This is a genomic window from Halobacillus sp. KGW1, assembly GCF_001592845.1.
Classification (GTDB): Bacteria; Bacillota; Bacilli; order Bacillales; family Halobacillaceae; genus Halobacillus.
Genome location: NZ_LSOC01000004.1, coordinates 1 through 26,280 on the forward strand (window position 1 = coordinate 1; position 26,280 = coordinate 26,280).

At 46.3% G+C, this 26,280-nt stretch carries 31 protein-coding genes; 14 read left to right on the forward strand and 17 right to left on the reverse strand.

Features of this window, described 5'->3' with window-relative positions:
• Window positions 1-377: 377 nt before the first annotated feature.
• Window positions 378-1,250: a nucleotidyltransferase-like protein gene (locus tag AXG56_RS14880; protein ID WP_062515278.1), complete on the reverse strand. Its 873-nt coding sequence runs from the start codon at window positions 1,248-1,250 to the stop codon at window positions 378-380.
• A gap of 134 nt (window positions 1,251-1,384) precedes the next feature.
• Here AXG56_RS14880 and AXG56_RS14885 point away from each other — a divergent pair, with 134 nt between their 5' ends.
• Window positions 1,385-1,762: a YgzB family protein gene (locus tag AXG56_RS14885; RefSeq protein WP_062515279.1), complete on the forward strand. Its 378-nt coding sequence runs from the start codon at window positions 1,385-1,387 to the stop codon at window positions 1,760-1,762.
• Between the two features lie 77 nt (window positions 1,763-1,839).
• Here AXG56_RS14885 and perR read toward each other — a convergent pair whose 3' ends face one another.
• From perR to AXG56_RS14910, 5 genes are all read right to left on the reverse strand, one after another.
• Entirely contained in the window at window positions 1,840-2,283 is a 444-nt protein-coding gene (gene perR, locus AXG56_RS14890; protein WP_035388587.1) for a peroxide-responsive transcriptional repressor PerR, read from the reverse strand.
• A 114-nt stretch (window positions 2,284-2,397) separates the two neighbouring features.
• Window positions 2,398-2,955 carry a cob(I)yrinic acid a,c-diamide adenosyltransferase gene (locus AXG56_RS14895; protein ID WP_008632545.1) on the reverse strand — a complete coding sequence of 186 codons (558 nt, stop codon included), beginning with the start codon at window positions 2,953-2,955 and terminating at the stop codon, window positions 2,398-2,400.
• A gap of 2 nt (window positions 2,956-2,957) precedes the next feature.
• Window positions 2,958-3,911: a D-2-hydroxyacid dehydrogenase gene (locus AXG56_RS14900; RefSeq protein ID WP_062515280.1), complete on the reverse strand. Its 954-nt coding sequence runs from the start codon at window positions 3,909-3,911 to the stop codon at window positions 2,958-2,960.
• Window positions 3,912-3,985: 74 nt separating this feature from the next.
• The gene (gene bcp / locus AXG56_RS14905; RefSeq protein WP_008632555.1) at window positions 3,986-4,456 is read right to left on the reverse strand and encodes a thioredoxin-dependent thiol peroxidase; all 471 of its coding nucleotides are present in this window, start codon (window positions 4,454-4,456) and stop codon (window positions 3,986-3,988) included.
• A gap of 62 nt (window positions 4,457-4,518) precedes the next feature.
• Complete coding sequence (locus tag AXG56_RS14910) at window positions 4,519-4,929, reverse strand: potassium channel family protein (RefSeq protein ID WP_008632557.1); 411 nt, start codon at window positions 4,927-4,929, stop codon at window positions 4,519-4,521.
• A gap of 181 nt (window positions 4,930-5,110) precedes the next feature.
• On the opposite strand from AXG56_RS14910, the gene AXG56_RS19205 reads away from it, so the two are divergent.
• The 3 genes from AXG56_RS19205 to AXG56_RS14925 all read left to right on the forward strand — a co-directional run bounded on the left by AXG56_RS19205 (window position 5,111) and on the right by AXG56_RS14925 (window position 8,079).
• A complete protein-coding gene (locus tag AXG56_RS19205) occupies window positions 5,111-5,197 on the forward strand; it encodes a YjcZ family sporulation protein (RefSeq protein WP_079478425.1) in 87 nt (28 codons plus the stop codon).
• 203 nt (window positions 5,198-5,400) lie between these two features.
• The gene (locus AXG56_RS14920; RefSeq protein ID WP_062515282.1) at window positions 5,401-6,699 is read left to right on the forward strand and encodes a glutamate-1-semialdehyde 2,1-aminomutase; all 1,299 of its coding nucleotides are present in this window, start codon (window positions 5,401-5,403) and stop codon (window positions 6,697-6,699) included.
• Between the two features lie 312 nt (window positions 6,700-7,011).
• A complete protein-coding gene (locus AXG56_RS14925; protein ID WP_008632560.1) occupies window positions 7,012-8,079 on the forward strand; it encodes an aromatic acid exporter family protein in 1,068 nt (355 codons plus the stop codon).
• Between the two features lie 173 nt (window positions 8,080-8,252).
• Here the strand turns inward: AXG56_RS14925 and AXG56_RS14930 are convergent, their stop codons facing one another.
• The 4 genes from AXG56_RS14930 to AXG56_RS14945 all read right to left on the reverse strand — a co-directional run bounded on the left by AXG56_RS14930 (window position 8,253) and on the right by AXG56_RS14945 (window position 12,171).
• Window positions 8,253-10,019, reverse strand: a complete 1,767-nt coding sequence (locus AXG56_RS14930; protein ID WP_062515283.1) for an ABC transporter ATP-binding protein — start codon at window positions 10,017-10,019, stop codon at window positions 8,253-8,255.
• Window positions 10,020-10,087: 68 nt separating this feature from the next.
• Window positions 10,088-10,615, reverse strand: a complete 528-nt coding sequence (locus AXG56_RS14935) for a DUF402 domain-containing protein (RefSeq protein WP_008632566.1) — start codon at window positions 10,613-10,615, stop codon at window positions 10,088-10,090.
• Window positions 10,616-10,800: 185 nt separating this feature from the next.
• Window positions 10,801-10,977 (reverse strand): gamma-type small acid-soluble spore protein, encoded by a 177-nt coding sequence (locus tag AXG56_RS14940; RefSeq protein WP_008632568.1) that lies wholly within the window; start codon window positions 10,975-10,977, stop codon window positions 10,801-10,803.
• Between the two features lie 123 nt (window positions 10,978-11,100).
• On the reverse strand, window positions 11,101-12,171 hold the full coding sequence (locus AXG56_RS14945; RefSeq protein WP_008632569.1) for a C40 family peptidase: 1,071 nt from the start codon (window positions 12,169-12,171) through the stop codon (window positions 11,101-11,103).
• A 264-nt stretch (window positions 12,172-12,435) separates the two neighbouring features.
• Here AXG56_RS14945 and AXG56_RS14950 point away from each other — a divergent pair, with 264 nt between their 5' ends.
• Window positions 12,436-12,660 (forward strand): hypothetical protein, encoded by a 225-nt coding sequence (locus tag AXG56_RS14950; RefSeq protein WP_008632571.1) that lies wholly within the window; start codon window positions 12,436-12,438, stop codon window positions 12,658-12,660.
• On the opposite strand, the gene mutY is transcribed toward AXG56_RS14950, so the two are convergent.
• Window positions 12,650-13,738, reverse strand: a complete 1,089-nt coding sequence (gene mutY, locus AXG56_RS14955) for an A/G-specific adenine glycosylase (protein ID WP_008632573.1) — start codon at window positions 13,736-13,738, stop codon at window positions 12,650-12,652. The two genes, AXG56_RS14950 and mutY, sit on opposite strands and share 11 nt — an antisense overlap.
• 60 nt (window positions 13,739-13,798) lie before the next feature.
• Here mutY and AXG56_RS14960 point away from each other — a divergent pair, with 60 nt between their 5' ends.
• Window positions 13,799-14,800: a metal-dependent hydrolase gene (locus AXG56_RS14960; protein ID WP_008632576.1), complete on the forward strand. Its 1,002-nt coding sequence runs from the start codon at window positions 13,799-13,801 to the stop codon at window positions 14,798-14,800.
• A gap of 44 nt (window positions 14,801-14,844) precedes the next feature.
• Here AXG56_RS14960 and AXG56_RS14965 read toward each other — a convergent pair whose 3' ends face one another.
• Window positions 14,845-15,111 (reverse strand): YfhJ family protein, encoded by a 267-nt coding sequence (locus AXG56_RS14965; RefSeq protein WP_026578587.1) that lies wholly within the window; start codon window positions 15,109-15,111, stop codon window positions 14,845-14,847.
• Window positions 15,112-15,220: 109 nt separating this feature from the next.
• Between AXG56_RS14965 and sspK the strand changes: the two genes are divergently transcribed.
• Window positions 15,221-15,394 carry a small acid-soluble spore protein K gene (gene sspK / locus AXG56_RS19210; protein WP_008632580.1) on the forward strand — a complete coding sequence of 58 codons (174 nt, stop codon included), beginning with the start codon at window positions 15,221-15,223 and terminating at the stop codon, window positions 15,392-15,394.
• The gene (locus AXG56_RS19345; RefSeq protein WP_152413291.1) at window positions 15,387-15,530 is read left to right on the forward strand and encodes a YpzG family protein; all 144 of its coding nucleotides are present in this window, start codon (window positions 15,387-15,389) and stop codon (window positions 15,528-15,530) included. Before sspK ends, AXG56_RS19345 begins: the two co-directional genes overlap by 8 nt.
• Window positions 15,531-15,567: 37 nt before the next feature.
• On the opposite strand, the gene AXG56_RS14970 is transcribed toward AXG56_RS19345, so the two are convergent.
• Window positions 15,568-15,903, reverse strand: coding sequence for a YfhH family protein (locus tag AXG56_RS14970; RefSeq protein WP_008632582.1), 336 nt, complete (start codon window positions 15,901-15,903; stop codon window positions 15,568-15,570).
• A gap of 92 nt (window positions 15,904-15,995) precedes the next feature.
• Here AXG56_RS14970 and AXG56_RS14975 point away from each other — a divergent pair, with 92 nt between their 5' ends.
• A complete protein-coding gene (locus AXG56_RS14975; protein ID WP_062515285.1) occupies window positions 15,996-16,655 on the forward strand; it encodes an SDR family oxidoreductase in 660 nt (219 codons plus the stop codon).
• Window positions 16,656-16,743: 88 nt separating this feature from the next.
• On the opposite strand, the gene AXG56_RS14980 is transcribed toward AXG56_RS14975, so the two are convergent.
• The 3 genes from AXG56_RS14980 to glcT all read right to left on the reverse strand — a co-directional run bounded on the left by AXG56_RS14980 (window position 16,744) and on the right by glcT (window position 20,148).
• Window positions 16,744-17,010: a phosphocarrier protein HPr gene (locus AXG56_RS14980; RefSeq protein WP_008632598.1), complete on the reverse strand. Its 267-nt coding sequence runs from the start codon at window positions 17,008-17,010 to the stop codon at window positions 16,744-16,746.
• Window positions 17,011-17,025: 15 nt separating this feature from the next.
• Window positions 17,026-19,062 (reverse strand): glucose-specific PTS transporter subunit IIBC, encoded by a 2,037-nt coding sequence (ptsG, locus tag AXG56_RS14985; RefSeq protein ID WP_008632601.1) that lies wholly within the window; start codon window positions 19,060-19,062, stop codon window positions 17,026-17,028.
• Window positions 19,063-19,305: 243 nt separating this feature from the next.
• Window positions 19,306-20,148 carry a glucose PTS transporter transcription antiterminator GlcT gene (gene glcT / locus AXG56_RS14990; protein WP_008632602.1) on the reverse strand — a complete coding sequence of 281 codons (843 nt, stop codon included), beginning with the start codon at window positions 20,146-20,148 and terminating at the stop codon, window positions 19,306-19,308.
• Between the two features lie 188 nt (window positions 20,149-20,336).
• Between glcT and AXG56_RS14995 the strand changes: the two genes are divergently transcribed.
• The gene (locus AXG56_RS14995) at window positions 20,337-21,155 is read left to right on the forward strand and encodes a Cof-type HAD-IIB family hydrolase (RefSeq protein WP_062515287.1); all 819 of its coding nucleotides are present in this window, start codon (window positions 20,337-20,339) and stop codon (window positions 21,153-21,155) included.
• A 19-nt stretch (window positions 21,156-21,174) separates the two neighbouring features.
• On the opposite strand, the gene recX is transcribed toward AXG56_RS14995, so the two are convergent.
• Window positions 21,175-21,984, reverse strand: coding sequence for a recombination regulator RecX (gene recX / locus AXG56_RS15000; RefSeq protein WP_062515289.1), 810 nt, complete (start codon window positions 21,982-21,984; stop codon window positions 21,175-21,177).
• A gap of 112 nt (window positions 21,985-22,096) precedes the next feature.
• Here recX and AXG56_RS15005 point away from each other — a divergent pair, with 112 nt between their 5' ends.
• The 4 genes from AXG56_RS15005 (at window position 22,097) to AXG56_RS15020 (ending at window position 26,090) form a co-directional block, all read left to right on the forward strand.
• Window positions 22,097-23,005 (forward strand): TIGR01777 family oxidoreductase, encoded by a 909-nt coding sequence (locus AXG56_RS15005; protein WP_026578591.1) that lies wholly within the window; start codon window positions 22,097-22,099, stop codon window positions 23,003-23,005.
• 251 nt (window positions 23,006-23,256) lie between these two features.
• Complete coding sequence (locus AXG56_RS15010; protein WP_026578592.1) at window positions 23,257-24,378, forward strand: amidohydrolase; 1,122 nt, start codon at window positions 23,257-23,259, stop codon at window positions 24,376-24,378.
• A 206-nt stretch (window positions 24,379-24,584) separates the two neighbouring features.
• Window positions 24,585-25,385: a DUF4397 domain-containing protein gene (locus AXG56_RS15015; protein ID WP_026578593.1), complete on the forward strand. Its 801-nt coding sequence runs from the start codon at window positions 24,585-24,587 to the stop codon at window positions 25,383-25,385.
• Window positions 25,386-26,090, forward strand: a complete 705-nt coding sequence (locus AXG56_RS15020; protein ID WP_062515291.1) for a class F sortase — start codon at window positions 25,386-25,388, stop codon at window positions 26,088-26,090.
• The last annotated feature ends 190 nt before the right edge of the window (window positions 26,091-26,280 follow it).

Consider the following 26,280-nt stretch of genomic DNA (forward strand, 5'->3'; position numbering starts at 1 on the left):
GTGCTTGTTTGAATTCTCTCTATATAATAGAAAGAATGTTTGACGTACTGGTTGGTTCGTTCAGTTTTCAAAGATCGATTTGTTGTCGTTCGCTCGAAAGCGACCTTTACATCATAACATTTAAAGCGATGTGATGTCAACAACTTTTTTCAGCTTTATTTCGTTGTCGTTTTTAGCGACAAGATAAATCTTAACATGTTTCGCTTAAGTAAGTCAATACTTTTTTTGAAACATTGCATTGCTTCGTTTGCGTTGCACCGTTTGTTCTTGATGCGACGCTTAATAATATAGCACGGTTTAAAAGTTACCGTCAATAGTTTTATTCAAAAAAAATCCCCTTTCTTAATTTAAGAAAGAGGTTAACAGAAAAGCACAGGTTAATCCGCTGCCGGCTTATAGGTCCTATGAAAGATCTGCGGTCCTTTCGTCTCTTGCAGTATGACGTTTAACACGCCTTTATCGACCAGATATTCAATCATAGATGATAAATCCAATATATACTCCTGTATTTCAGGATGCACTTTCAATTCACCGAATGACCAAGGTTCTTCCCTCTCGTTCATCAGGGTGAGCAGATGGCGGGCACTTGCTCTCGAACGTTTGCTGACGGAATGTTCTACGGCAAGAATCATCAATTGGATTCGTTTATCCGTCGGTTCCCCGCTCTCAATCAATTCCTGATACAGCTTATAAATCTCCGGTTCGATCCGCTTCACCTGGTTCCATACCGTGACCTCCGGATGAAACCCTTTCTCTATAATAGCCAGCCGGGCGAGATAGTGCAGGGAATGAACCATACGGCTGTAGGAATCCAAGTACTGGCCGGAATCGTACAAATCTTTGGATTCACTGTAACTTCGAATCAGCTTTGCAAACTCGATCGCTTTCTTCAAATCACGAGTCTTCTGTGGGAATTCCCTTAAGTTTTCTTTTAAGTGGCTTACATACTCATTTCTTTCAAATACAATCGTCCCGTTGATGACCCATTCTACAGAACGGCGGTAGGAGCTGGTGTCGATCCAATGCTGAAGCAATGTTTCATCTACTATATGCATGGCTGCCGATTTATTATTGAATTCGTAATGTTTTACATACCATAATTCTTCCGCATCCCTGACAATAATGAAAAGAATAACATCGAAATTATCGGTAACAGGGCTGATCGGCTTCATCTTCTCCAATAGCAGAATACCGAGTGTATTGCTTTGGCTCGCGCGCTCTTGATAGATCGGGCGTAATACATCTTCCATTTTTCTTCCTCCAGATTCAGTTTCCCTTACGTATCTTTTTATTCGCTGTTATTTGGCAAATTCCTTTTTTCCATGCGTATTTATGGCAGGAAAAATATGCTATACTACTTGGTAGATACGAAGGAGGGACCGGCATGGCCTTGAAATACAGCAGCAAGATCAATAAGATTCGTTCCTTTGCTTTCTGGCTGATTTTTCTGGGGATTGGTGTCATGTATATCGGCATCGTCTTCAAACAGACTCCTTGGTTAATGACTGTCTTCATGATTCTGGGAATGTTGTTCGTCGGTTTGAGTACCGTCGTTTATTTCTGGATCGGTTTATTGTCGACAAGGACCATCCAAATCATCTGTCCTTCCTGCGAGAAGCCGACAAAGATGCTCGGAAGGGTGGATGCCTGCATGCACTGCGACCAACCACTGACCATGGATCAGTCCTTGGAAGGCAAAGAATTCGACGAACGCTACAATTCGAAACGATACAAACGACAAAAACCGAAAGAACAGTCCTGATTCAGAAAGAGCCGCTATAGGATAGCGGCTCTTTCTATTTGTACATATAAAAAAACTGAAAGCGAAGGCTTTCAGTTTCAATGAGAATTCTTCGATTGACAGTCGGAACATACTCCGTACACTTCCATGCGATGATGACTAACATTAAATCCAGTCACCTGTTCGGCCAATGATTCTACTTCGTTCAAGCTTGGGTAGTGAAAGTCGACAATCTTACCGCATGATTCGCATATCGCATGATAGTGATCACTGGTATTACAATCAAAGCGGCTGGATGAATCTCCGTAGGTCAATTCACGGACAAGGCCGATATCTTTAAAGACGCGGAGATTATTGTAAACCGTAGCTACGCTCATGTTTGGAAATTTACTTTCCAAGGCTTTGTAGATTTCATCAGCTGTCGGGTGAGTCATAGAATTCAGCAGGTATTCAAGCACCGCATGACGCTGTGGAGTAATCCTCACACCAGAGCCTTTCAATGTATCAACGGCTTCTTGGAGTCGATGATCTGACACAGTCATGCACCTCGCTTTCATTAACTGATTCTTGATTTATAATATTATTAAATTAGAATCCTTACAATTAGTGTAACCTCTGATAAAAGCTTTTGTCAATATAAAGACAGCTGCAGATGTTTACACGTCAGGGTTCAGCAGCGACTCTCTGCCGCCAAGCTGCTTATTGATATAGCGTGCTGCAACAAAAAGGAAGTCCGAAAGACGATTTAAATAGGATACGACCAACGGGTTCTGCAGGTCTTCCTCAAGCGCGACAGCAATCCGCTCCGCGCGCCGGACGACTGTACGTGCCAAATGGAAAGAAGCCGAAGCCTCATGCCCGGAAGGTAAAATGAAGTTCTTCAACGGATCCAAAGACTGATCCCACTCATCAATCTGGTTCTCAAGCAGATCGATATGCTCTTTCTTCACCTTCCACATCACTTCCTTCCCTTTAGGGGTGGCAAGCTCCGCGCCAACGTGGAACAATACAGTCTGGACGTTTTCAAGCGCCTGCATAAAAGCATCTTTATCGGCCCAGTCTTCCTTTCTCAAATAGCTTAATGCAAGACCTATATGGGAATTCGCTTCATCACACGTTCCGTAAGCTTCTACGCGGACATCGTTCTTCGGTACTCTCTGACCATAAATCAAGGACGTCTGCCCCTTATCTCCTGACCTTGTATAAATTCTCAATTTCAGTACCCCCGTTTCGTGTCGATTATATTTTGCAGTTCGCCCTCTCCACTTAGAAAGACGGACAGATTATCTTCAAACAATTGGAATCCTCTCGGCACATACCCCGGCGAAATGCCGGAAAGATGCGGAGTGACAGTGACTTGTTTTTCTTCCCAATAAGGATGCCCCTCAGGCAGCGGCTCTTCCTCCATTACATCAAGAACAGCATGAGCGATATCCCCGTTCCTGACCGCTTCCAACAAGACATCCGTCGCCACCAGATCCCCTCTTCCCATATTCAGAAAGATACAGGTTTCCGGCATGGCAGCGAAGTGCTCCTTCTTTAAAAGGTACCTTGTCTCTTCGGTACTCGGAAGGACAGCGACAACGAAGTCAGCCAGCGGAAGAATCAAGTCCATTTGTTCCACAGGAAAAACACGATCGAAATGAGGACGCCGCTTTCCTGATTTGGAAATGCCTGTCGTCTTCATATGAAACGCCTTCCCCAGGCGGGCCACCTCCTGGGCAATCGCTCCTGTTCCGAGCACGACTAATTTCTTCTCGCTTATTTCTGTCATGGTCGGACGCCTGTCCCACTTATGCTGTTTCTCATTCTCCATGAGCGTTTTTGCCTGTCTGCTGACCTGGAGCAGCATGGAAATGGCATACTCCGCCATCGGCCTGGCATGAATACCGCGGACGTTCGTAACTAGAATTCCCCGCTTTTCGATGTCTTCAAACGGCATCTTATCCATCCCCGCCGACAGCACCATAATCCATTTCAACTTTTTAGCGGCGGTGATTTTAGTTTCGTCCAAATCCTCGCCGTATGTAATCAGTACATCTGCATCTTCAAGGTAATGCACCCCTTCATCCATTCCGTGGCAGAAGCAGAATTCAGCCTCGGAAAACCTGGTCCGAAGGTTATGTTGTATTTCATCCGGTACACGTTTAATGACGGAAACGATCTTCATAGAGTTCCCTTCTTTCCTTGGTTTTGTGCAAAAGGAAACCATAGTCCCTGCAGGGACTATGGTTTCCTTCTCAATTATTGCAGGTTTTCACGAATGTATTGGAGCGCTGCTTCGACATGGCCCTCAACCTTCACTTTACGGAACTCTTGTGCAAGATTCCCTTCTTTATCAATAATGAAGGTGGAGCGTTCGATACCGTAATATTCTTTACCGAAGTTCTTTTTCAGTTTCCATACACCAAACTGCTCGGATACTTCCTGGTCTTCATCGGCCAAAAGTAAAAATGGCAGATCATGCTTATCAATGAATTTTTCATGGGATTTAACTGGATCGGGGCTTACTCCCAGAATTACAGCATCCACGTCGCCGAAGCTCTCGTGATGGTCACGGAAATCACACGCTTCCGTTGTACATCCCGGCGTCATGTCTTTCGGATAAAAGTACAAGACGACGTTTTTCCCTTTATAATCGGATAGTGACACCTGCTCCCCATTGCTGGCAGGGAGTGTGAAATCTGCTACTGGCTTTCCTTGTTCAACTGTCATGAAGGACCCTCCTAAATGAATTCTACCTTAAGGGTACCTCATATGAAGACAAACTTCCAACATCAACGATCTGCCTGATGCTTCTGCCACACTTTTGCTACGAGGGCAGCAGGAAGTGTATAACCGATCATCGCTTCCAGAATAGCGATCCATTTCCCTATCCCGACAGGAATCATATCCCCATATCCTACAGTAAATAAAGTAATGCCGCTGAAATAAATGCTGCGCGCAATCTCCCCCATCCAAAGCGGCTGATAAAGGCTGGATTCAATTCGATAAACGGCCATTCCCTGATTCAGAAGGGCGGCATATATAATTCCGAACCCTATCATGACGATGGCGTAGAGAAGCATAATGGAAATGAAGAGCTGAAAAGAGAAGATCTTATGCTCGAATTCCAAAGAAACGAAGATCTGCCTAAGGCTTGCGGCGATCAAAACAAGTGCGGCCACAGTAATGATGATAGTAATCATGGCATGCTCCCTTTCCCAAGGGCGGAAGGATCACAAGGCCCTCCTTTTCTCTTATGAGGGCTTGTACGATTTTATGCTACTCTCCCTCCGTCACTTTCTTATGAAAAACCGGGCGAATGCACATCCCGCTTTACCGGACCCTGCATACGATACTGTAAACAATGGAAAGGGGGAATTGTGAATGGGTTACGGATATGGCGGAGGCTTTGCGCTAATCGTTGTTCTTTTCATCCTTCTAATCATCGTTGGTGCAGCGTTCGTATACTAAAATCGATACACTAACCTACTTACGTTAAATCGTAAAGGTGGCTATCTTTTTCCGGTGTAAACGATCGGTTACTGTTTCAACGCTCTAGAGTGAAGGAACCGGAAGAAAGACATCCTCTCAGGATGTCTTTTTCCATCTGTCTTCATGAATGGACAAGCATGCTACAATGGTTAGGAAGGAAGAGCTTATAGGAGGTTTATAAAATGAATTTCACTTCATCAGAACAATTATATAAAGAAGCACAGGAACATATCGTCGGAGGGGTAAACTCTCCGTCCAGAGCCTACAAAGGTGTCGGCGGCGGTTCTCCGGTTTACATGGAGCGCGGGGAAGGATCCCGCTTCTATGATGTAGACGGGAATGAGTTCATCGATTACCTGGGAGCTTATGGCCCGATCATCACCGGACATGCCCACCCTCATATTACAGAAGCCATTGTGAAAGCAGCCCACAACGGAGTTCTTTACGGAACGCCGACTTCTCTTGAGAACCGGTTTGCGAAAATGCTCAAAGACGCCATCCCGTCTCTTGATAAAGTCCGTTTTGTTAATTCAGGTACGGAAGCGGTGATGACGACGATCAGAGTGGCGCGCGCGTACACCGGCCGCAATAAAATCATCAAGTTCGCTGGTTGTTACCACGGCCACTCCGATCTCGTACTTGTGGCAGCCGGATCCGGACCATCCACTCTCGGCACCCCTGACTCTGCCGGCGTTCCGAAAGCCATTGCCCAAGACGTCATCACCGTGCCTTTTAATGATATCGAGCCATTCAAGGAGGCACTTCGTAAGTATGGTGACGAAATCGCAGGCGTTCTTGTAGAGCCGATTGTCGGCAATTTCGGAATTGTGGAACCAAAACCTGGCTTTTTACAACAGGTAAACGATCTGGCTCACGAAGCCGGCGCGCTTGTCATATACGACGAAGTTATTACAGCATTCCGCTTTACATACGGCAGTGCCCAGCAGCTGCTGGATATCGAGCCGGATATGACAGCAATGGGTAAAATCATCGGCGGTGGTCTGCCGATCGGGGCATACGGCGGACGCGCAGACATCATGGAACAGGTTGCTCCCCTCGGACCTGCTTACCAGGCAGGAACGATGGCTGGGAATCCAGCATCCATGTCTGCTGGTATTGCCTGCCTGGAAGTGCTGCAGCAGGACGGCGTGTATGTGGAAATGGATCGTCTCGGCAAACGTCTGGAAGATGGCATCCATAAGCATGCAGAACATGCAGGAATCCAAATCAAAATCAACCGCCTTAAGGGTGCGTTGACCGTTTATTTCACAGATGAAGAAGTGGAAAACTATGAGCAGGCGGAAAATACCGACGGCGAACAATTTTCCAGATTCTTCAAACTGATGCTTGCAGAAGGCATCAACCTTGCCCCGTCGAAATATGAAGCATGGTTCCTCACTACGGCTCATACAGATGAAGATATCGATCAGACATTGGCGGCAGTCGAACGTACTTTTCAGACGATGGCCGATGAAGCATGACCTATCCCCTCCCGTTTTTCCGGGAGGGATTTATTTTATTGTAATTTATCTGAATATTCAATTGATTTAACAAGAATGGCATGCTATGATATATACATAATTCTGAATATTCCCACGAATTATGATCTTTGTTTCATTTCTTTCCCTTTTCATAGGTTCCAGCCAAACAGCTGGATCCCCTCAGGCTTATGCATCTACTTAGCATAAGCTTTTTCTTTGTGTTTTTTTACAACCAAAATAAGGTATAATGGTTTCATCGTTCGTCTGTAGCAGCAGATTGCTACCCATATTATATAGAAGGATGATGTTAGCATGAAACTCGGGGCAAGAATGATGAAGACAGGCTTGGCAGTCGGCGTCGCTTTATATATCGGCCACATGGTCGGATTTGTATCGCCTTTACTTGCTGCTATTGCCGTTGTTTTCTCCATCCAGCCATCCATTTACCGTTCGTACCAGTCTATTATTGAACAACTGCAAGGGAATACCATCGGGGCAATCATCGCTATTGTGGCCGTTTTCACTTTAGGTAATGATCCATTCATCGTTGGTTTTACCATCATTATCGTCATCGGAGTGACGACGACTCTCCGCATGAATGAGAATACCATTTCTCTGGCTGTCGTTGCCGTTATTGCATTGATGGATTCAACCGATCAGACCTTCCTGTACTTTGCAGGCTCGAGGTTTACATCGATGTTGATCGGTATCCTTGCTGCATTTATTGTGAATTTGGTTTTTCTGCCTCCACGATACGAGACGAGGCTGTTTATGAAGATCGATTCCGCCACCACGGATATTTTGCAGTGGCTGAGGGTCACGACCCGCCAGTTATCCGATGAACCTGCGTTAAAGTATGAAATCACACGCATACAGGACAACATGCGCTGGGTAGACCATACGTATCTGCTTTATTCCGAAGAGCGGACCTATTTCAAAGGCACCCGTTTCTCCAAAGGACGTAAACTGGTCCTTTTCCGTCAGTTAATTACAACAACGAAAAAATCATTTGATGTCCTGAAGGCTTTCTACCGGCTGGAACATAAAATTGAGCAGATTCCCGAAGACTTTCAGGATGCGCTCGTCCAAGAGCTGGACAAATTAATCAACGCCCATGAAAAACTGATTTTATCCCTGAAGGGCAGAATTAAACGGACACATAAACAGTCCCTTCGTCAGATTGAAGAGCCGGATATACCACTGTTGGTGGAACGGCTTGTTCATGTCTACGAAGAAAATAACAACCCTGATAAACTGGTATTCCTGCCGCTCGCTTCTCAGTTAATGGAGTATTATTACCAACTGGAGAAATTGAAGAGGCTGTTGAAAAGCTACCAGAATCACCATCAGGATGATTTCATTCAAACAACGGATAAATAAGTTTTTTGACGGAAGAGTATTCCCCGTTGATCCGGCAGACCTAAATATCCATAGAAAAAAAGCTGCCTCCAAGAGGCAGCTTTTTTCTATGGAGAAGACGACAAATCTTCTTCAAATGATTTTTTCCAGCTCGAACTATTTGCTATTTCTAAGCGCCCGACAACGAATGTACTTTACCTTATTTCCTGTTTATTCGTGTCCAGTTCCTGCACCTGATACAGATCATAATAGTGCCCGCGCTGCTGGATCAGTTCTTCGTGACTGCCGACTTCGACAATCTCTCCATTTTCAATCAAGACGATACGGTCTGCATGTGTGATGGTCGACAACCGGTGAGCGACGATAAAGGTCGTTCTTTCCGATGCCAGACGTTCCAGCGCACTTTGAATCAAGCTTTCACTTTCCAAATCCAAAGCGGAAGTTGCTTCATCCAAAATCAACAGAGCCGGATCCTTGAGAAACACCCTCGCAATGGCTACGCGCTGCTTCTGACCACCTGACAACTTCACTCCCCGCTCACCGACGAGTGTATCGTATCCGTTGGTCAATCCCATGATGAAGTCATGGGCATTGGCAGCTTTGGCGGCTGCAATGACTTCTTCATCCGAAGCATCCGGGTTTCCCATCCGGATGTTCATGGCAATGGATTCGCTGAACAGGATGTTGTCCTGAAGTACCATACCGACATTGTCACGAAGGGATCGGGTTTCGTAATCGCGGATATCTTTCCCATCAATCAAGATCCGTCCTGATGTCACATCATAAAATCGCGGAATCAAACTGATGAGCGTCGATTTTCCCCCTCCGCTCATACCGACCAGAGCAATCGTTTCCCCTTTTTCTACATCGAGCGACACGCCCTTCAGTACGTCCGGCTCGTCGTCATCATAACGAAAAGAAACATTCTCTATCTTTACATCCCCATAAGCGTTATCCATCTTCACTGCACCTTCGCGGTCCGTGATGTCATACTTCTCATCCACGAATTCGAATACCCTGTCCATCGACGCGATCGACTGTGTAAGAACGGTCGCCGAGTTCACCAGTCTGCGAAGCGGATTATAGACCCTGTCCATATACCCTACGAACGCGACCATCGTACCGATTGTAAGGGAACCGGTGATGACCTGATATCCGGCAAACGTAATGACAAGAAGCGGCGCCAGGTCCGTAATCGTATTTGTCACGGAGTACGTGTAGGCATTCCAATTCGTATGAACAAGGGCCTTATCAAGAAAATTCTTGTTCTTCCCATCAAATTGGTTCTGTTCATAATCTTCGAGCGCAAAACTTCTTGTCACAGGTACTCCCTGGACCCGTTCATGCAAGTGACCCTGAACTTCTGCCAATGCCTGAGAACGGTCCCTCGTCAGCTTGCGTAGTCTGGCGTAAAAGAATTTGACAGCGAATCCGTAAAGCGGGAAGAGAGCGATCGACACAAGGGTGAGCAGCGGATCCATTGTCAGCATAATGATGACAGCTATAACTATCGTAATCATATCCAGCCATATGTTCATAAGCCCGGTAATAACGAACGTCTTCGTCTGCTCTACATCATGGATGACCCTTGATATAATCTCCCCTGTCTTCGTCTTTGAATAGAAACGGAGACTGAGCCGCTGGATGTGATCGAATAAACGCTCCCTGATGTCGTACAGGATTTTATTTCCGATCCACTGAGCCAGATACTGCCGAATGTATTCAATGGGTGGTCTGATGACAAGGAACACAAGAAAAGCTGCGCCCATAAGAAGCAGGAGGTTGTCCATTTTCTCAGAAGCCGCCAGCCCTTGAGCATTGATGATGTCATCAATGACGTATTTAATGATTAACGGCATTAATAATGGAATGGAAAACTTAACGATTCCGATCAGAATAGTTATAATAATTTTACCTTTATAAGGACGGACAAATTGGAGATATCTCTTGATGCTGTCCAAACAAACACCTTCTTTCATTTAACCCTGTAACACAAGGAAGCGCACTTTTTAAAGTGCGCGGAGACTGCTTATCTATACGTCAAATAACGCTCGTACCACTGATCGATGAATTCCGGAGAAAACGGTCCTTTTCTCTGCCTGATCCACCGAATTAACGTATCTATATTGTTATATAGAATTCTGTCTAAAACATGCGGATAATTCATCTTACGCTTGTGTACATCATATTCGTCTTCATCAAGGATTTTAAAAGTCATATCAGGAAATACTTTGACATCAAGGTCGTAATCGATGTATTTGATCGTTTCCTCTTCGAAGATGAAGGGAGAACTGATGTTACAGTAATAGTATACTCCGTCGTTCCTTAACATACCGATGACGTTGAACCAATGTCTGGAATGGAAATAACAGATGGCCGGTTCACGCGTCACCCACCTGCGCCCATCACTCTCCGTAACGGTCGTACGATCATTGGCTCCGATAATAACATTCCTTGTTCCTTTTAAAATCGTGGTGCTTTCCCAAACTCTGTGCAGCTGCCCATTGTGCTTATAACTTTGGATTTCAATCCTTTTTCCTGCTTCTGGGCCGGGCATAATATCCCCCCTTCCCTTTCTATCCGCACTACCTTCTTTCCATTATAACGACAAATAGATGGGATTGAAAATAAATAGGACTGCATCAAAAGAAAAGAAGCCGCCTGGCATCCAGGCGGCTCCTTCCATTCGGGGGATTGTGACAGGCTAATAAACAGCCTGGTCAACCTTACCAACGTCTCAGGTTACTTTTTCTTAGCCTGAGATTTTTGGTTCTGCTGCTTTACGTGCTGTGCATCAGTTTCCTGTGCAAATTCAGCACCGTATTGGTTTTGACCCTGAGCAGCTTGTTGGTTCTGTTGTTTTACGTGATTTTTATCAGTACCAGCAGCTGTTTTGTTTTGTTTTGGTTGCTTAGCCATGTGTATCACCTCCGCAAAAATTATTGTGTACAGGAGGCAGGCTTTTCATTCCTCAAAAATAAATTTTTCTAACAAAAAAAGTGCAGGGCCTCCTGACAATGAAGACCTTGCACTTTTTTTCAATTAGTTGGATAGACGTTTCGTTCCAATATAGCGCTGGCTCCAGTAGTTGCTGGAAAGAGAGCTGATCTCTACACCATTTGTAGAACCAGTGTGAATGAACTGGTTGTTTCCTACATAGATACCGGCATGGGATGCACCAGGCTTGTACGTTTCAAAGAAAACGATGTCCCCGCGTTGACGGCTGGAATCGCTGACGGACGTCATGCGGCTGTCTGCATAAATGGATGCAACCGTACGAGGAATGCTGATTCCTTTTTGAGCAAACACATAGTTAAGGAAACCACTGCAGTCAAACCCGGCCGGAGTGGAACCCCCCCACACATAAGGCGTACCGATGTGTTTCTTAGCCTCTTGAATAACACCTTCTGCATATCCAGAGTTTGAGCTGGATGCATTTGAGGTAGATGTATGACTAGAGGATGAAGAAGACGAAGAGGAGGAAGAAGAAACCGTACCATCCACTTTGATCTTCTGACCGACATAAATCATAGAACCGGAAATATTATTCAGGCTGCGCAGTTTAGAAACAGATGTTCCGTATTTATAAGCAATACCGGAAAGCGTATCTCCGCTCTTCACTGTGTAGGAGCTTGCTGAAGAAGAACTGGAAGATGAGCTGGATCCTTTAGACGCAGAGCTGCTGCTTGAACTGTTGGAGCTGCTGCCGGACAAAGAAAGCTTCTGACCAGGATAAATGATGTCACTGGAAAGTCCGTTGATGCTCTTCAGTTTGGATACGGATGTACCGTTACGGGAAGCAATTACCCAAAGGGAATCACCGGATTTAACCGTGTAAGAACCGCTTGTAGAAGTAGAAGTATTAGAACTTGAACTGCTCTTCGTTGATGAACCTTTTTCAACAATCAAATTCTGACCGACATAAATGATGTCTGAATTTAAACCGTTCCAAGATTTGATTTCTGAAATAGATCCGTCATATTGATGGCTGAGTCCCCAAATAGTGTCTCCGGATTTAACTTTATGTAATTCGTCCGCAAATACAGAAGATCCCCACAATGATGCCCCAATCAAAGCTCCGCCGACAGCCGTCACAAGTTGCTTTTTATTCATAATTTATTTAACTCTCCCTATGTATATAATTATTGAAATTATGTGGTCAATTAACCTATGTCCCATTATTCATCTATGACACGTTTTTGTAAATAGCCCGAAACTTCAACAATTACCAACATTTCACGCTTGACACCTTATCAAATAAGGGTTTCTTTGGTTTCATTACAGTTACTTTACAAGTTTGTTACATACGTGAAGGAGTATCGTTGCAGGTATGAGGAATTCGTTGCAGCGCAGACTAGAGCTATAGGAGGAATAGCTATGTATGTAGGTAGAGACTTGTCCGCACTGACGATGGAATCTAAACAGGAATGGCAGGATAAAGAACTCGGTTACTTCCATTATGCCTTATCCCAATCCGCCCCTTATTTGAATGCAGAAGGTGTCACATTGCTCAGGGAGATCAATAACGAAATAAAGCGCCGCGGTCTTAAAGGCAGCAAAGAAGCTACCTGGACCAACGGCACTCATACAGTCATCGATTAATATAGGGATGGGCTTTCTGATGAGAAACTGGGAATGGATATGCTTCAAGCGCTTCTTCATCGACGAAGCGGGCACGGGCACGATCGAGCTCGCCTCCGGTGACGGTAGCTTTGACGACATCCATTTCCCAAATCAAATGGGAAAAGACGTGTTTGATTTGAGTAACCGTCTCCTCAAAGCGAATGCTCAAGCCGTATTCCCCGTAGAACCAGTGGACGGCGGCTTCCATATCAAGGTCTTCCATCGGCACCATCGGATACTGCCACAAGGAGGCCAAAAGACCTTCATCCGGTCGTTTTTCTATAAGCACTTCTCCCTCTTCGTTCGTAATAACCAAGAGCAGATAAGGGTGTTTTTTCTGTTTCTTTTTGGACGTTTTTACAGGTAATTCTTCCTCGATACCTTGTGCGAAAGCCCGGCATTCGGATTGGACGGGACACAAAAAGCAGGAAGGAGATTTGGGTGTACATATGAGGGCACCCAATTCCATCAGTCCTTGATTAAAGGAGCTGGGATCCTCCTGCGAAATAACTCCACGGACGAGGCCTTCAAAAAGTTTCCTTGTGCTCTGTTTAGCGATATCGTCTTCTACATGGAGCACCCGGGATAAGACACGCATGACGTTCCCGTCTACCGCCGGTTCCGGTATATCATAAGCAATACTCAGAATCGCTCCCTTCGTGTAAGGACCGACCCCTTTCAAACTCCCCAATTCATCCGGATCATCCGGTACGACGCCGCCATAATTTTCGACGACCTCTCTCACGGCGTTTTGGAGATTGCGGGCACGGGAATAGTAACCAAGCCCTTCCCACGCTTTCAGAACTTCCTGCTCTTCTGCTTCTGCTAATGCTTTCGGAGTGGGAAACTTAGTCACAAAGTGGTTAAAGTAAGGGATGACGGTATCAACCTTCGTCTGTTGGAGCATAATTTCTGATACCCACACTCTGTAGGGGTCCTGATTCTCCCGCCATGGGAGAATTCTTTGTTCCTGTTTAAACCAATGGATCAGCTGTTCTCTGAACGATCCACCATTGAAATCCTTTAAAATGTGCTGTACTCGATCTGTTTTTTTCATTGTTGATCATCCTTCGTGATAAACTACTATTGAAGCTTCCCGGCCAAAGGAGGTAGAGACATGGATACTGCCACACATATAGTCATGGGAGTGGCTCTGGGCGGGCTTGCCACACTGGATCCCGCTGTTCAATCCGACCCGGCTTTATTTAATGCTGTACTCGTCGGTACGATCGTCGGCTCTCAAGCACCTGACTCCGATACCGTGTTGAAATTGAAGAACAACGCTGTTTATATCAGACACCATAGAGGAATCACCCACTCCATCCCTGCTGTCGTTCTATGGGGCATCAGCATTCCGGCTGTCATTCACGCCTTTGTGCCTGAAGTAAGCTTCCTGCACCTGTGGCTCTGGAGTTTCCTTGCGGTTATTCTTCACGTCTTTGTCGATGTGTTCAATGCCTATGGGACACAGGCTTATCGTCCATTTACGAAAAGATGGGTGGCTTATGGCTTCATCAACACCTTCGACCCTTACATTTTCCTGATGCATATCGCAGGGATTATCGCCTGGAACCTCGGTGCATCCCCAGGGCCGATGTGGTTGATCATCTACTTCGTCATTGCCCTTTATTATGTCAAAAGGTATATGGATAAACGGACGATTGTCAAACGGATCCACGCCCACTTCGGTGATGTAGAACAAATCGCGACATCTCCTACGATGAAGCAGAATATTTGGAGAATCGCCATTACGACACCGGACAAATATTACGTCGGCCGCGCTGTTGACGGTGAAATAACGATCCTGGACGAGTTTAGGAACAAACCGATCGATTATGAAGACCCGGTCGTCAAAAAAGCATTAACCGACCATAACATTAAAGCTTTCTTGTCCTTTTCTCCAGTATATCGTTACGAAATGAACTACTACGACGAATACACGGAAGTAAGATTTATTGACCTGCGCTACCGGTCGAGAGGGCGTTATCCATTCGTCGCGCTTGCCCAAATTGATGATGAACACGGAGATAAATTAAAAATACTGAACTCCTATACGGGCTGGGTATTCACGGAAGAAAAGCTGCAGAATAAACTGAGCCCGATGGAGGACAGCAGATAAACAGCAGGAAAGGAGCCCCGTTTTTAGCGGAGCTCCTTTTTGTTTTAATGAAAGTACCCTTTACGCTCAAGCATTTGTTTGTACTTGGGGTTGGTGGCGACGAATTCATGCAGTCTCGGCCCGTAATTATCTATCCAGCGCAGAACGATCTGCTCGGTCACCTGCTTGCCCTGATAATCATGCCCCGCTTTCGCCCTCGTCGTTTCAAAGTCTTCCCAAAGCAGCTCCACCCATGTGGTCGCTTCATCTATAGTCAAATGCTCATTCTTTTCATACAAACGCTCAGCTAACCGCTGATAAATTTCATTCATTTCTACCACTCCAAATTTGCCAATGTTTTCGCATCCATTGTACCACATATCCTCCGATGAGCTACACATACTAACCTTGTCTCCTAAAGAGACACGAGGAGGATGACCGATGCGTAACAAGGCGAAGAATTTTCCTAATGTCAAGATGACACACGCGCCTGATGACCAAAGTGAATACCTTGCTAAACGTCCTGACGGAACAATCAACAACAAGCCCCAGGAACGAGCAGCAAGATCAAGGCACAGGGATGTCAATGATATAGGGAGGAATTATCATGGGTAACCGTATGTTTAACGGAAAAAACTCAGGAATACGTTCGCACCGAAGCCTGAAGCACTTGAACAAGCGAGTGAACGGCGAAACGGAACAGACGCAGGCAGACCAAATCACCGAAGTACAGATGCGTAAAAGAAGCTGATCATACAAAAGCCGGGCCCTTAACGCCCGGCTTTTCCTTATACTATTTTATCTCCCAGCAATGCGATAGGAATCGCTTCTTCTTCCTCTTCCGTAAGCTTCTCTCCCTGCTGGTTCTCCCTATATCCCCAAGCAAAAATACCATTCATATAGTCAATTTTGAAGGCAGCAGGCTCCCCTTCTATCCGATACCGTTCTCCCGGATGAAATACGGAGGGGTCCATCATGTAGGACTTTGCCATAATGATCTTCCGTTCATGTACGGCGAATTCGTTGACCATCCCCATCTGCTCCGCCTTCTGGGCCTTTTCCGTCAATTGGGCAATCTCCTGCCTGAGTTCTTCCTGTGTATAATCACTGTATCTTCGTTCCATCCTTGTCCTCCCTTTCTCTGTCTCTTCTTTACATCTTAACAGGATATAGGCACAATGAGTATGGTGAAAGCACGATCAAAGGAGGAGTTTTCATGGAACGCGTATGGATCACTGGTGCCGGGACCGGTTTAGGTAGAGCATTAGCGCACCGTTATGCCGGAGAAGGAAACCACGTCATCTTGACAGGGCGGAACAAGAAAAAGCTGATGCAGGTACACGAAGAGATAATGGAGTATCCAGGGACGTCTGAAATCGTCGTTTGTAACATATCAGACGCGGATTCTGTTGTGGATGCTGTACGTCAGGTCGATCATGTGGATGTATTGATCAACAATGCTGGTGTCGGCATTTTCGGGGAGCTGCAGAATTATACGCCGGAACAAATAGATCTTGTCCTTGATACGAACGTCAAAGGCACCATCCTGCTTACCCAGCATACGGCGTCGATGCTGAAGAAATCAAAAGGACGTGTTTTGAACATCATTTCCACAGCAGGTCTGCGAGGCAAAAGGAACGAAAGCATTTATTGCGCCAGCAAGTATGCGGTCCGTGGTTTCACAGAGAGTCTGCATCAAGAGTGGGAAGGGCTTCCGATGACGGCAACCGCTGTTTATATGGGCGGAATGAACACGCCATTCTGGGATCAGTCCGATCACGTAGAGAACCCGGGGCGAATGAAGGGACCGGAAGTTGTAGCGGAACAAATCTTCCAGGAAGATGACGGGCGGAAGGAGATTTTCGTTGATCGTTAAAGGGGAGCAAGAGCGTTTCTCCATTGGAAACCGCTTTTCAAGCAAAAAAAGCTGACCGCAGAGGGTCAGCTTTTTTTGTTAGAGAGAATTACTCTCCAAGGTTTTCTTCTTTTACTTTCGCTACAATTGCCTCTACAGCTTCTGTTTCGTCAGAACCTTCCGCTTTGAAAGTAACTTCCGCACCGTTAGGGATACCAAGAGACATAACGCCCATGATGGACTTCATGTTAACGGATTTACCGTTGTACTCAAGGTTTACGTCGGATTGGAATTTACCTGCTACTTGTACTAGAGCTGTTGCTGGACGAGCGTGCACGCCGTCAGCAGATGTGATTGTGATTGTTTGTTGTGCCATGATTCATTCTCCTCTTTATTTTGTAATTTCAATGATATCTTTATCATTGTGATCGACATGTCCGGAAGCCTTAATGGTTACAGATTGTCCTTCTTCGAGGTTCGTGAAGACGATCGGTGTAACGATAGACGGCGCGTTTTCTTTGACAAAGTCAAGGTCCACTTCCATCATCGTCTGTCCCTGCTTCACTTCGTCCCCTTCAGCAATTCTATCTGTAAACCCTTCCCCTTTCAAGCCTACAGTATCGATACCGATGTGGATAAGGATTTCTGTGCCGTTATCCGCCTGCAGTCCGATCGCATGCTTCGTCGGGAATACGTTCAGGACTTTACCGTTTATCGGCGAAACTATCTTACCATCTTCCGGCTCCATTGCAAAGCCGTCTCCCATCATTTTACCTGAGAACACTTGGTCAGGTACTTCTGTGATCGGCATGATTTTCCCTTTAATCGGGCTGACGAAGTCCAACTCACCTTCTCTGACAGGCATATCGTTATCGCTGACTTCGTTGACAATTTCTTTTACATCTTCCTGTTTACGCGGTGTCTTTCCATCGATGATATCCTGCATTTGTCCACGAAGGGAATCGGATACAGGTCCGAAGATGGCCTGGATGTTGTTTCCAACTTCCATGACACCGGATGCACCCAATCGTTTCAGACGGTCTTTGTTCACATTACCTTTGTCATTAACAGAAACGCGAAGACGTGTAATACAAGCATCCAGGTGAGCGATGTTTTCCTGACCGCCCATTGCTTCGAGAATTTCATATGGAAGATCGCCCACTTCGCCGTCTTCCTCTGCATTCGCGTCTTCTTTCTCACGGCCCGGCGTCGCCAGGTTGAACTTGAGAATCGCCCAGCGGAATCCGAAGTAATAGATCACGGCAAGGACAAGTCCGACGATGATGACCCACCACCAGTCCGTACGGTTCGGAAGGATACCGAACAGGATGAAGTCGATCAATCCTCCGGAGAAGGTCATACCGATCTTCACATTCAACAGTTCCATGACCATGAAGGAGAAGCCGGCAAATACAGCGTGAATTCCGAAAAGTACCGGAGCTACGAACAAGAATGAGAATTCCAGCGGCTCTGTAATACCAGTAAGGAAAGAAGTCAATGCTGCAGAAAGCATGATTCCTCCGACTACTTTCTTACGTTCCGGTCTTGCCGTGTGGTAAATGGCAAGAGCAGCAGCTGGAAGACCGAACATCATGAACGGGAATTTACCGACCATGAACGTACCGGCAGTGAAGTCCACGCCGTCTTTCAACTGTTCAAAGAAAATCGCCTGGTCGCCACGAACGATATCTCCGGCTGCACTCGTATAGCTGCCGAACTCAAACCAGAACGGTGAATAGAAAATGTGGTGCAGACCGAATGGAATCATGGAGCGCTCGATCAGACCGAAGAAGAACGCGGATATTGTCTGGTTCCCTTCCAGCATCAGACGGGACAGCGCATTCAATCCACCCTGCGCATACGGCCATACGAACAGCATGATGATACCAAGGAATAAAGCAGAGAAAGCGGTAATTATTGGAACGAAACGCTTCCCGGCAAAGAATCCAAGGAACTGCGGCAGTTCAATATTGAAGAATTTGTTGTACAGGGCCGCGGCTAAGATACCGACGATAATCCCTCCGAATACCCCTGTTTGCAGCGTAGGGATTCCTAACACCATTGCATAGGCAGGGTCGGTTACCATATCGGCATCGACGCCTCCCAGTACGCCCATTACGACGTTCATAATCAAATAACCGATGATGGCTGCCAGTCCGGCAACTCCATCCCCTTTTGCAAGGCCGATGGCTACACCGACAGCGAACAGCAACGGCAGGTTATCAAAGACGATTCCGCCGGCTTCCGCCATGACTTGAAGCAATGTCTGAAGCCAAGGTGTTCCGAAGAACGGAACTTTATCGACGAATGAGTCCTGCGCAAAGCTTGTACCGAAGGCAAGCAGGATACCGGCCGCCGGGAGCAGTGCTACTGGTGTCATCAACGCCTTACCTACTTTTTGTAAAGTACCAAAAGCATTTTTGAACATTGTATTTCCTCCTTTTTTAAGTGAATGAAAACAGTTGGACCCGGGATGTATAGTAATAAAACGTTTACAATTATGCCGGGAAACGCTGCACCTGATCAGGCAGGTGCAGCTGTACGACTCGTAATCAGACGAAAAAAAAAGCATGAGTACAAGACATTCCGCCTGCAAAAGGGTACACGTATCCCTTAAGCCGTAACAGAATTCCCTTGTACTCATGCCTGATCGCGTCAGTAACACGTACGTCTAGGATTTATGGGTCAACCGCTGCAGATGAATGGTCAAATAAATGGCCTCAGATTCATCTACGGGTTTGTTCAACTGTTTTTGCATCACTTTCATTAACTTCCATGCAAGATTATAGCACACCGGGTACTCCTGTTTCAACATGTCTGCTAAACGAATTTCATCCCCTACGTTCTCCTCCTGATACACACGATCAATTGCTCGGTGAAGATGCTGGACAAGTCTGTGATAATCAATGCTGTTCCGATCAATCGTCAGCTTCATCGTATCTTCGACGATGGATACAAGTCGAGCGATCAGCTGGTTGTGCCTGTTGATTTCTCTCAAGGTTTTGTCCGTGACTGCACTATGGATATGCAGAGCAATAAACCCGATTTCCCCTTCAGGAAACTGCGTACCCATCCGATCGTAAATCATCGTGACGACTTCCATGGCCACCTGGTATTCTTTTGGATAAATCGATTCGATTTCAGATAAGAAAGGATTGGTAAACTGCATGTTCTTTTTCGCGCGATTGATGGCAAAGGCGAGGTGGTCGGTCAATCCGACGTGGATATGCTGGTGCAGTTCCTGCCCCATCCTCTCTTCAATGTGGATGAGAATATCATTCATGAAATCGATCAGCTGCTCATCGATATGAGGCAGAAGGTTAACATACTGTTCTTTCTCTCTCTCGTTACTTAATAAGAAGGTCTTATCGGCTTTGTCAAAGGAAACATCCTCTCCGGATTTCCGATTAAAGCCGATCCCCTTTCCTATCAATACCACTTCCTCATAAACCGGGTGGGCAGCAATGACAACGTTATTATTCAATACTTTTTCTATCCTTAACTGCTGTTCCATCATGGACCCCCACTCAACACTATTAAAAGCGTTTTCAGCGTTCTCATAACTTCTATCGTATATTCCACAGCGGAATTTTACAAGAGGTTAACATAACAGAGAGGCTTCTCCTTTGTCTGAAAGCGGTTGCGTCGTGTACAATCAGTAAGGTATGTACATCAATGAAGAAACTTGGAGGAGATATATTTATGATCAAACTATTCGTCACAGATCTCGACGGGACCCTTCTCGGCATGGATCACTATATAAAAAACGAAGATATTGATGCATTGAAATGGATGATTGACCACGGCACTCCGCTTACGGTGGCTTCCGGACGTATGGATCACGAAATCGCAGAAGTATTGAAACGTGTGGGCGTCAACGGTCACCGTGTCAGTCAGAACGGTGCTTTCGTTTATGATAACCAAGGACAGGAAATCTACGCAGGAACGTTTGAAGGCAATATGGCGGAAAGAATACTGACTGCCATCGAGAAAGAGCCGATGGTCAAAACCGTCTCCACAGCCGATCAGACCTTTACGGACAAGCACCACGAATGGGTGGATATTATTTCCGAGCAGCTTTTCCATGACATTATCATCCAGCCGGACTTGAAGCAGGAAATCGGCCAAACGATTTTCCCATCCAAGATCACCTTGAATGGACAGGAAGCAGACGTAGTGCATGCCGCCAAAAACATCAAGGAGACGTTCGGTGAAGAGATTGACAGCTTCATTTCCCACGAAACCTGCGTGGACATGATGCCTAAAGGGATCAACAAACGGAACGGAATTCGTAAACTGATTGATAAACTCGGATTAAAACCGGAAGAAGTTGCTTGTGTCGGAGATTCGTTTAATGACATCAGCATGTTCGAAATGACACCACACAGTTATGTCATGGCGACCGCCCATGATGACGTAAAAGCAAAAGCCTCTCAGGTCGTCGACCACGTTCACGAAGCAATCGAAGACTTGGAGAAAAAAAGACTATTGAACAAAAAAGAACAAGCGGCTGACGTCTGAGCCAGCGCTTGTTCTTTTATTAATCTTCCAAATGCTCGTCTAAAAAGCGATCGATCAAATCGAAAGGAAAACCTTTCCTGTATAAACCCGCTTTGACCTTCTGCTTACGCTCGTATCCTTCTTTGGATGCGAACTTACGCTTCAGCTTCTCCCCCTGATAGACGACCGCTTCCCATTCCGAATCCTCCTGCTTTTCATCGGGCAGATTGGCAAGTACCTCCTGGATGACATCCCCGGTAAACCCCTTCTGCATCAATGTCTGCTGAATATTCTGGATTTGTTGACGGTGCGATTTCCGACCATCATGGTTTTGTTTCTTCTCGGCAAATTTCATGGCTTTCTCGTACTGCTTGTCAAACGTATAGTATTCAAGAGCCGCTTCCGCCGCACTGGCAGCCACGCCTTTTTCCATCAATTCTTTCTTGAGAATATGAGGACCTTTGCTTGAGGTCATGATCCTTGTCCGCACCAGCGAAGCGGCAAACTCCTGGTCGTCCAGCAGACGCTCCTTCTTCAATCGTTTGACGATTTCATCTATGTGTTCCGGATCCGCTTCTTTCCCTGTCAAATAGTCACGAATTTCCTTTTCCGACCGCATACGGTAGCTTAAATAATGAATAGCAAGGGTATAAGATTTGTGAAGCGTATCGGTCTGAATCAAAGCGTTGATCAGAGCATCGTCCATCTCCATGTTCTTCTGCAGGCGATATTGGACGAGAACGTCTTCATCGACACTGAACCCGTACTCTTCCCCATTTCCCTTATCCATGAAAATATTATATCTATGTTTATGTTTCTTTTGCGTCGTGATTCTAGTGAGCTTAGCCATATCCATCACCTCTTTTTTTCAGTTTAGCATGTTACCCGGTATGGGAACATGGATTTGAACCGCATCAGAAGCGTAAACTAATCGAGTCTTACTATCGCAAGGAGGAGAATCAATGAAAATTGCTGTTACCGGGGGTACCGGTTTTGTTGGATCGCAGCTGACAGACCAACTGGTTAAAGCAGGGCATGATATTTACATATTGACCCGGAGCCCCGAAAAACATGAGAATCAAGAACGGGTCACTTATGTAGGGTGGCTGAAGGATGAGTACCAACCGGAAAATCACTTACCTGCCCTTGACGCCATTGTTAACCTTGCCGGCCAGTCATTGAACAGCGGACGCTGGACCGAGGAAAGGAAACAGTCGATCCTTGAAAGCAGAATAAAAGCAACCGAGGGTGTGCTCACCCTGATCGACCGCCTTCCCCAACCACCCGAAGTCCTTGTCAATGCTTCTGCCGTGGGCTTTTACGGAAGTTCTCATACGAAAACATTCACCGAAGAGACGACGGAACCAGGGAACGACTTCCTGGCGGACGTAACGGTGAGGTGGGAAAACCTCGCTTCCCAAGCGGCCGATAAAGGAGTACGTACGGTGTATGTCCGGTTCGGAATCATCCTTGGTGAACAGGGAGCTCTTCCGAAAATGATCCTCCCCTATAAGTGTATGATCGGTGGAAACCTCGGTTCCGGAGAGCAATGGATGTCATGGATCCACATCCGCGATGTCGTCGGACTGCTTACATTCGCCCTTCATCATAAGGACATACAGGGACCACTGAATGCCACGGCACCCAATCCGAAAAGAAACAAGGATTTCGGCAGGACACTTGCAGAAGTAATGAACCGTCCCCACTGGCTCCCTGCCCCGTCTTTTGCTTTGAAGGCTGCGCTCGGAGATATGAGCACCCTGCTGCTCGACGGACAGTCGGTGCTGCCGAAAAAAGCACTATCTGCAGGATATGAATTCGAATACCCTGAATTAAAAGCTGCCCTTACGTCTATCCTGAAAGAAAGATAAGATGAAGAATCGGATAAAAAGATAAGACTCTACACATATATAGCAGGGACTACGGAAGGGTAATTCCGGGCAGCGGGCTTAGAGAACCGTGCGGGCTCCTGCCCCCCTTGGTAAGCGGCCCAACTTCCAGACGGAAATCACTTCTTAACAAGCCGGAAAAGAACGAAACAAACAGTTTCGTTCTTTTCCGTGAGCCAACCAGCTGAAATCAAGTATAATAAAAGTAATAACATTTGAAGGGCTGTATGTATATGAACACTGTAATTAAGAATGTCCATATTCACCCGATCACCTCCCCTTCCATCCCGAACGGCACCATTTACATCGTGGATGGAAAAATTCATGACTACGGGGTCTCTATCGCCCTGCCGGAACAGGCGGAATACATTGACGGCAAAGGGATGGATCTATATCCGGGGTTTGTCGACGTCCACACCCACCTTGGTTTATATGATGAAGGAACGGGTTGGGCCGGCAGTGATGCCAACGAAACGATAGAAGCGGTCACCCCTCATTTGCGAGCCATTGACGGAGCCCATCCATTGGACCCTGCATTCTTCAACGCGAGAAAAGCCGGAGTCACAACAGCGCATATTATGCCTGGAAGTGCGAACATGATCGGCGGGATGACGTCTGTTATCAAAACGGTCGGTCATACCATCAACCATATGATCCTCCGTCACACCGCCGGTCTGAAACTGGCACTTGGGGAAAATCCGAAACGTATTCACTCCCAATCAAAGAATGCATCGATCACAAGACTGGGGATTATGGGGACGCTTCGTGAAACGTTCTATGCGGCGATGAAGGATCCGGATCCCGGCTTGAGAGTACAACCGATCATCAAAGCATTAAACAAAGAAATACCCGTCCGCATTCATGCTCACCGCGCGGACGACATCATCACAGCCCTTCGTTTTGCCGATGAATTTGATCTGGATCTCCGGATTGAGCATTGTACGGAAGGCCACTTAATCGCTGACGAACTGGCAGGAAGGGATTTACAGGTGTCTGTAGGCCCGACATTCACACGCGCGTCCAAGATTGAGCTGCGTAACAAGACATGGCAGACGTATAAGATTCTGCATGATTACGGCATTCGGGTATCGATAACTACTGATCACCCCTACACACCGATCCAATACTTGAACATATGTGCAGCCCTCGCCGCAAGAGAAGGAATGGAAATAGAAGACGCGCTTCGGGGCATTACCATCGTTCCGGCCAGAAACCTTGGTGTAGACGACCGCGTGGGGTCCATTGAAAAAGGAAAAGATGCTGACCTCGTTTTATGGAGCGGGCACCCCTTCGAGTATCTTTCCAAGCCGATATGGACGATGATTGATGGGAAAATGGTATATTTCCAGGAATAATACAGAAAGTAAAACCAGGAACTGTTTCCTGGTTTTTTGTTTTGGGTTTCTATATAACCTATCAGAACCTATACACAGGATTGAAATGTGTGAATAAGGAGAATGTTATAGGTGTGCACGTCCTTTTTTCGTTTTTGAACACGGTTGAAACTGCTGAACAATAACGACAGCAGTGGAGATAAAAAAACTTTGGTAGGAGTGGAGAAATGAAGAAGTTTATTACCTTATTTACTGCTGTCGCTCTTGTTCTCAGTCTGTTTGCCCCATCGGTTTTTGCAGACGGTCATGAAAGTAATGCCATGGTCCGGATTCTGCATGCCTCCCCTGATGCACCAGCCGTAGACGTTTATGTGAATGATGAGGCAGTTGTGGAAGGAGCCGAGTTCAAAGCGGCTACAGATTACATGGAAGTTCCTGCCGGGGAACACAAAGTAGAGATTTATGCAGCAGGAACAAAGGGAGAACAGGATCCGGTCATTTCTACTACCGTAACGGTTGAATCCGGAATGGCTTACACAGCGGCTGCCATTAATAATTTGGACAGCCTCGAATTAAAAGCTCTCCAGGATTCCATGGATGCAAGTGAAGGGATGGCCAAGATCCGTGTCGGCCACTTCATCCCGGGAGCACCAGCAGTAGATGTCGGACCAATTGACGGAGATGCCCTGTTTGCAGGTGCTGAATTCCCTATGGTAACAGATTACAAGGAATTGGAGCCTGGAACGTACGACTTGGAAGTACGGACGACAGACGGTACACAGCTGATCGACTTGTCCGGAACTACCTTGGAATCGGGTAAAGTCTATAGCGCTTTCGCTGTAGGTACAGCGGATAATCCGGAAGTTCTTCTGCTTCAGGATTCGAATGCCATGCCTTCCGAGATGCCTGCGACCGGCTTGGGCGGAACGGCAGCATCCTCTTCCTCCACTATCTGGTATGCAGCAATTTTAGGAGTACTGGCCATGGGTGCTGGCCTGCTGTTCACACGTAAACGTTTCAACACGTAATTGCGCCATATAATATATTCTCTGGCCCTGGGCTGCCTTGTCTTCTTTATCAGTCTCCTTTTACTGAATACACAAGAAGAAGAAGGCGTCCAGGTCCTTTCTGTATCTGAAGATTCCAGCACCTCTGAGGATATAGAAAGCGCCAAGGAAAGAGAAGCGCCGATAAAGAAAAACTACGAGCAGGCTGTAACCGTCCACAACCGTGTTCAGGAAGGGATCGTTCCTTCCAGATTGGTCATTCCTTCTCTCGGAGTTGATGCGCCTGTCCGTGCTCTTGGTTACACGGAAGAAGGCGGCATGGCTGTGCCGGACAATATTACGGATGTCGGCTGGTTCGAGCCGGGAACGAAACCGGGAAACCAGGGTAATGCAGTGATTGCAGGACATGTCGACGGCAAAAGTGGTCCAGGTGTGTTCTATGACCTTAAAGACCTGTCTTCAGGTGAGGTGATAGAGGTTTACGATCGTACGGGTCAAAAAAAGACGTTCATCGTTTCCCAAGTGGCGGCTTATCCGTATGAGGATGCCCCCATCCGTGACTTGTTCGGACCGTCGAACCAAGCCTCTCTGAATTTAATTACGTGTACCGGTCCTTATGATGCAGATGCCTCTACTTATTCCAAAAGATTGGTCATCTATTCTGTGGCAGAAAAAACCTCCTCTACCAGCGATCATGGACAACAAAAAAATAATCGTCCAACTTGAAAAAATCCATTCACTTTTTTTAAGTTCTCGATTATTATAAAGTTAGATGTTCATTTATACGTTTTTGGTGTAGGGAAGGCAAATGGTGCGCCACCAGCATGATGCTGGTTCTAGTGGGTTCGATTCCCACCCCGAATTTTTGTGAGCTGTTGATAAAAATTCGAGGGTGGGCCGAATCCGGCTAGGTGCA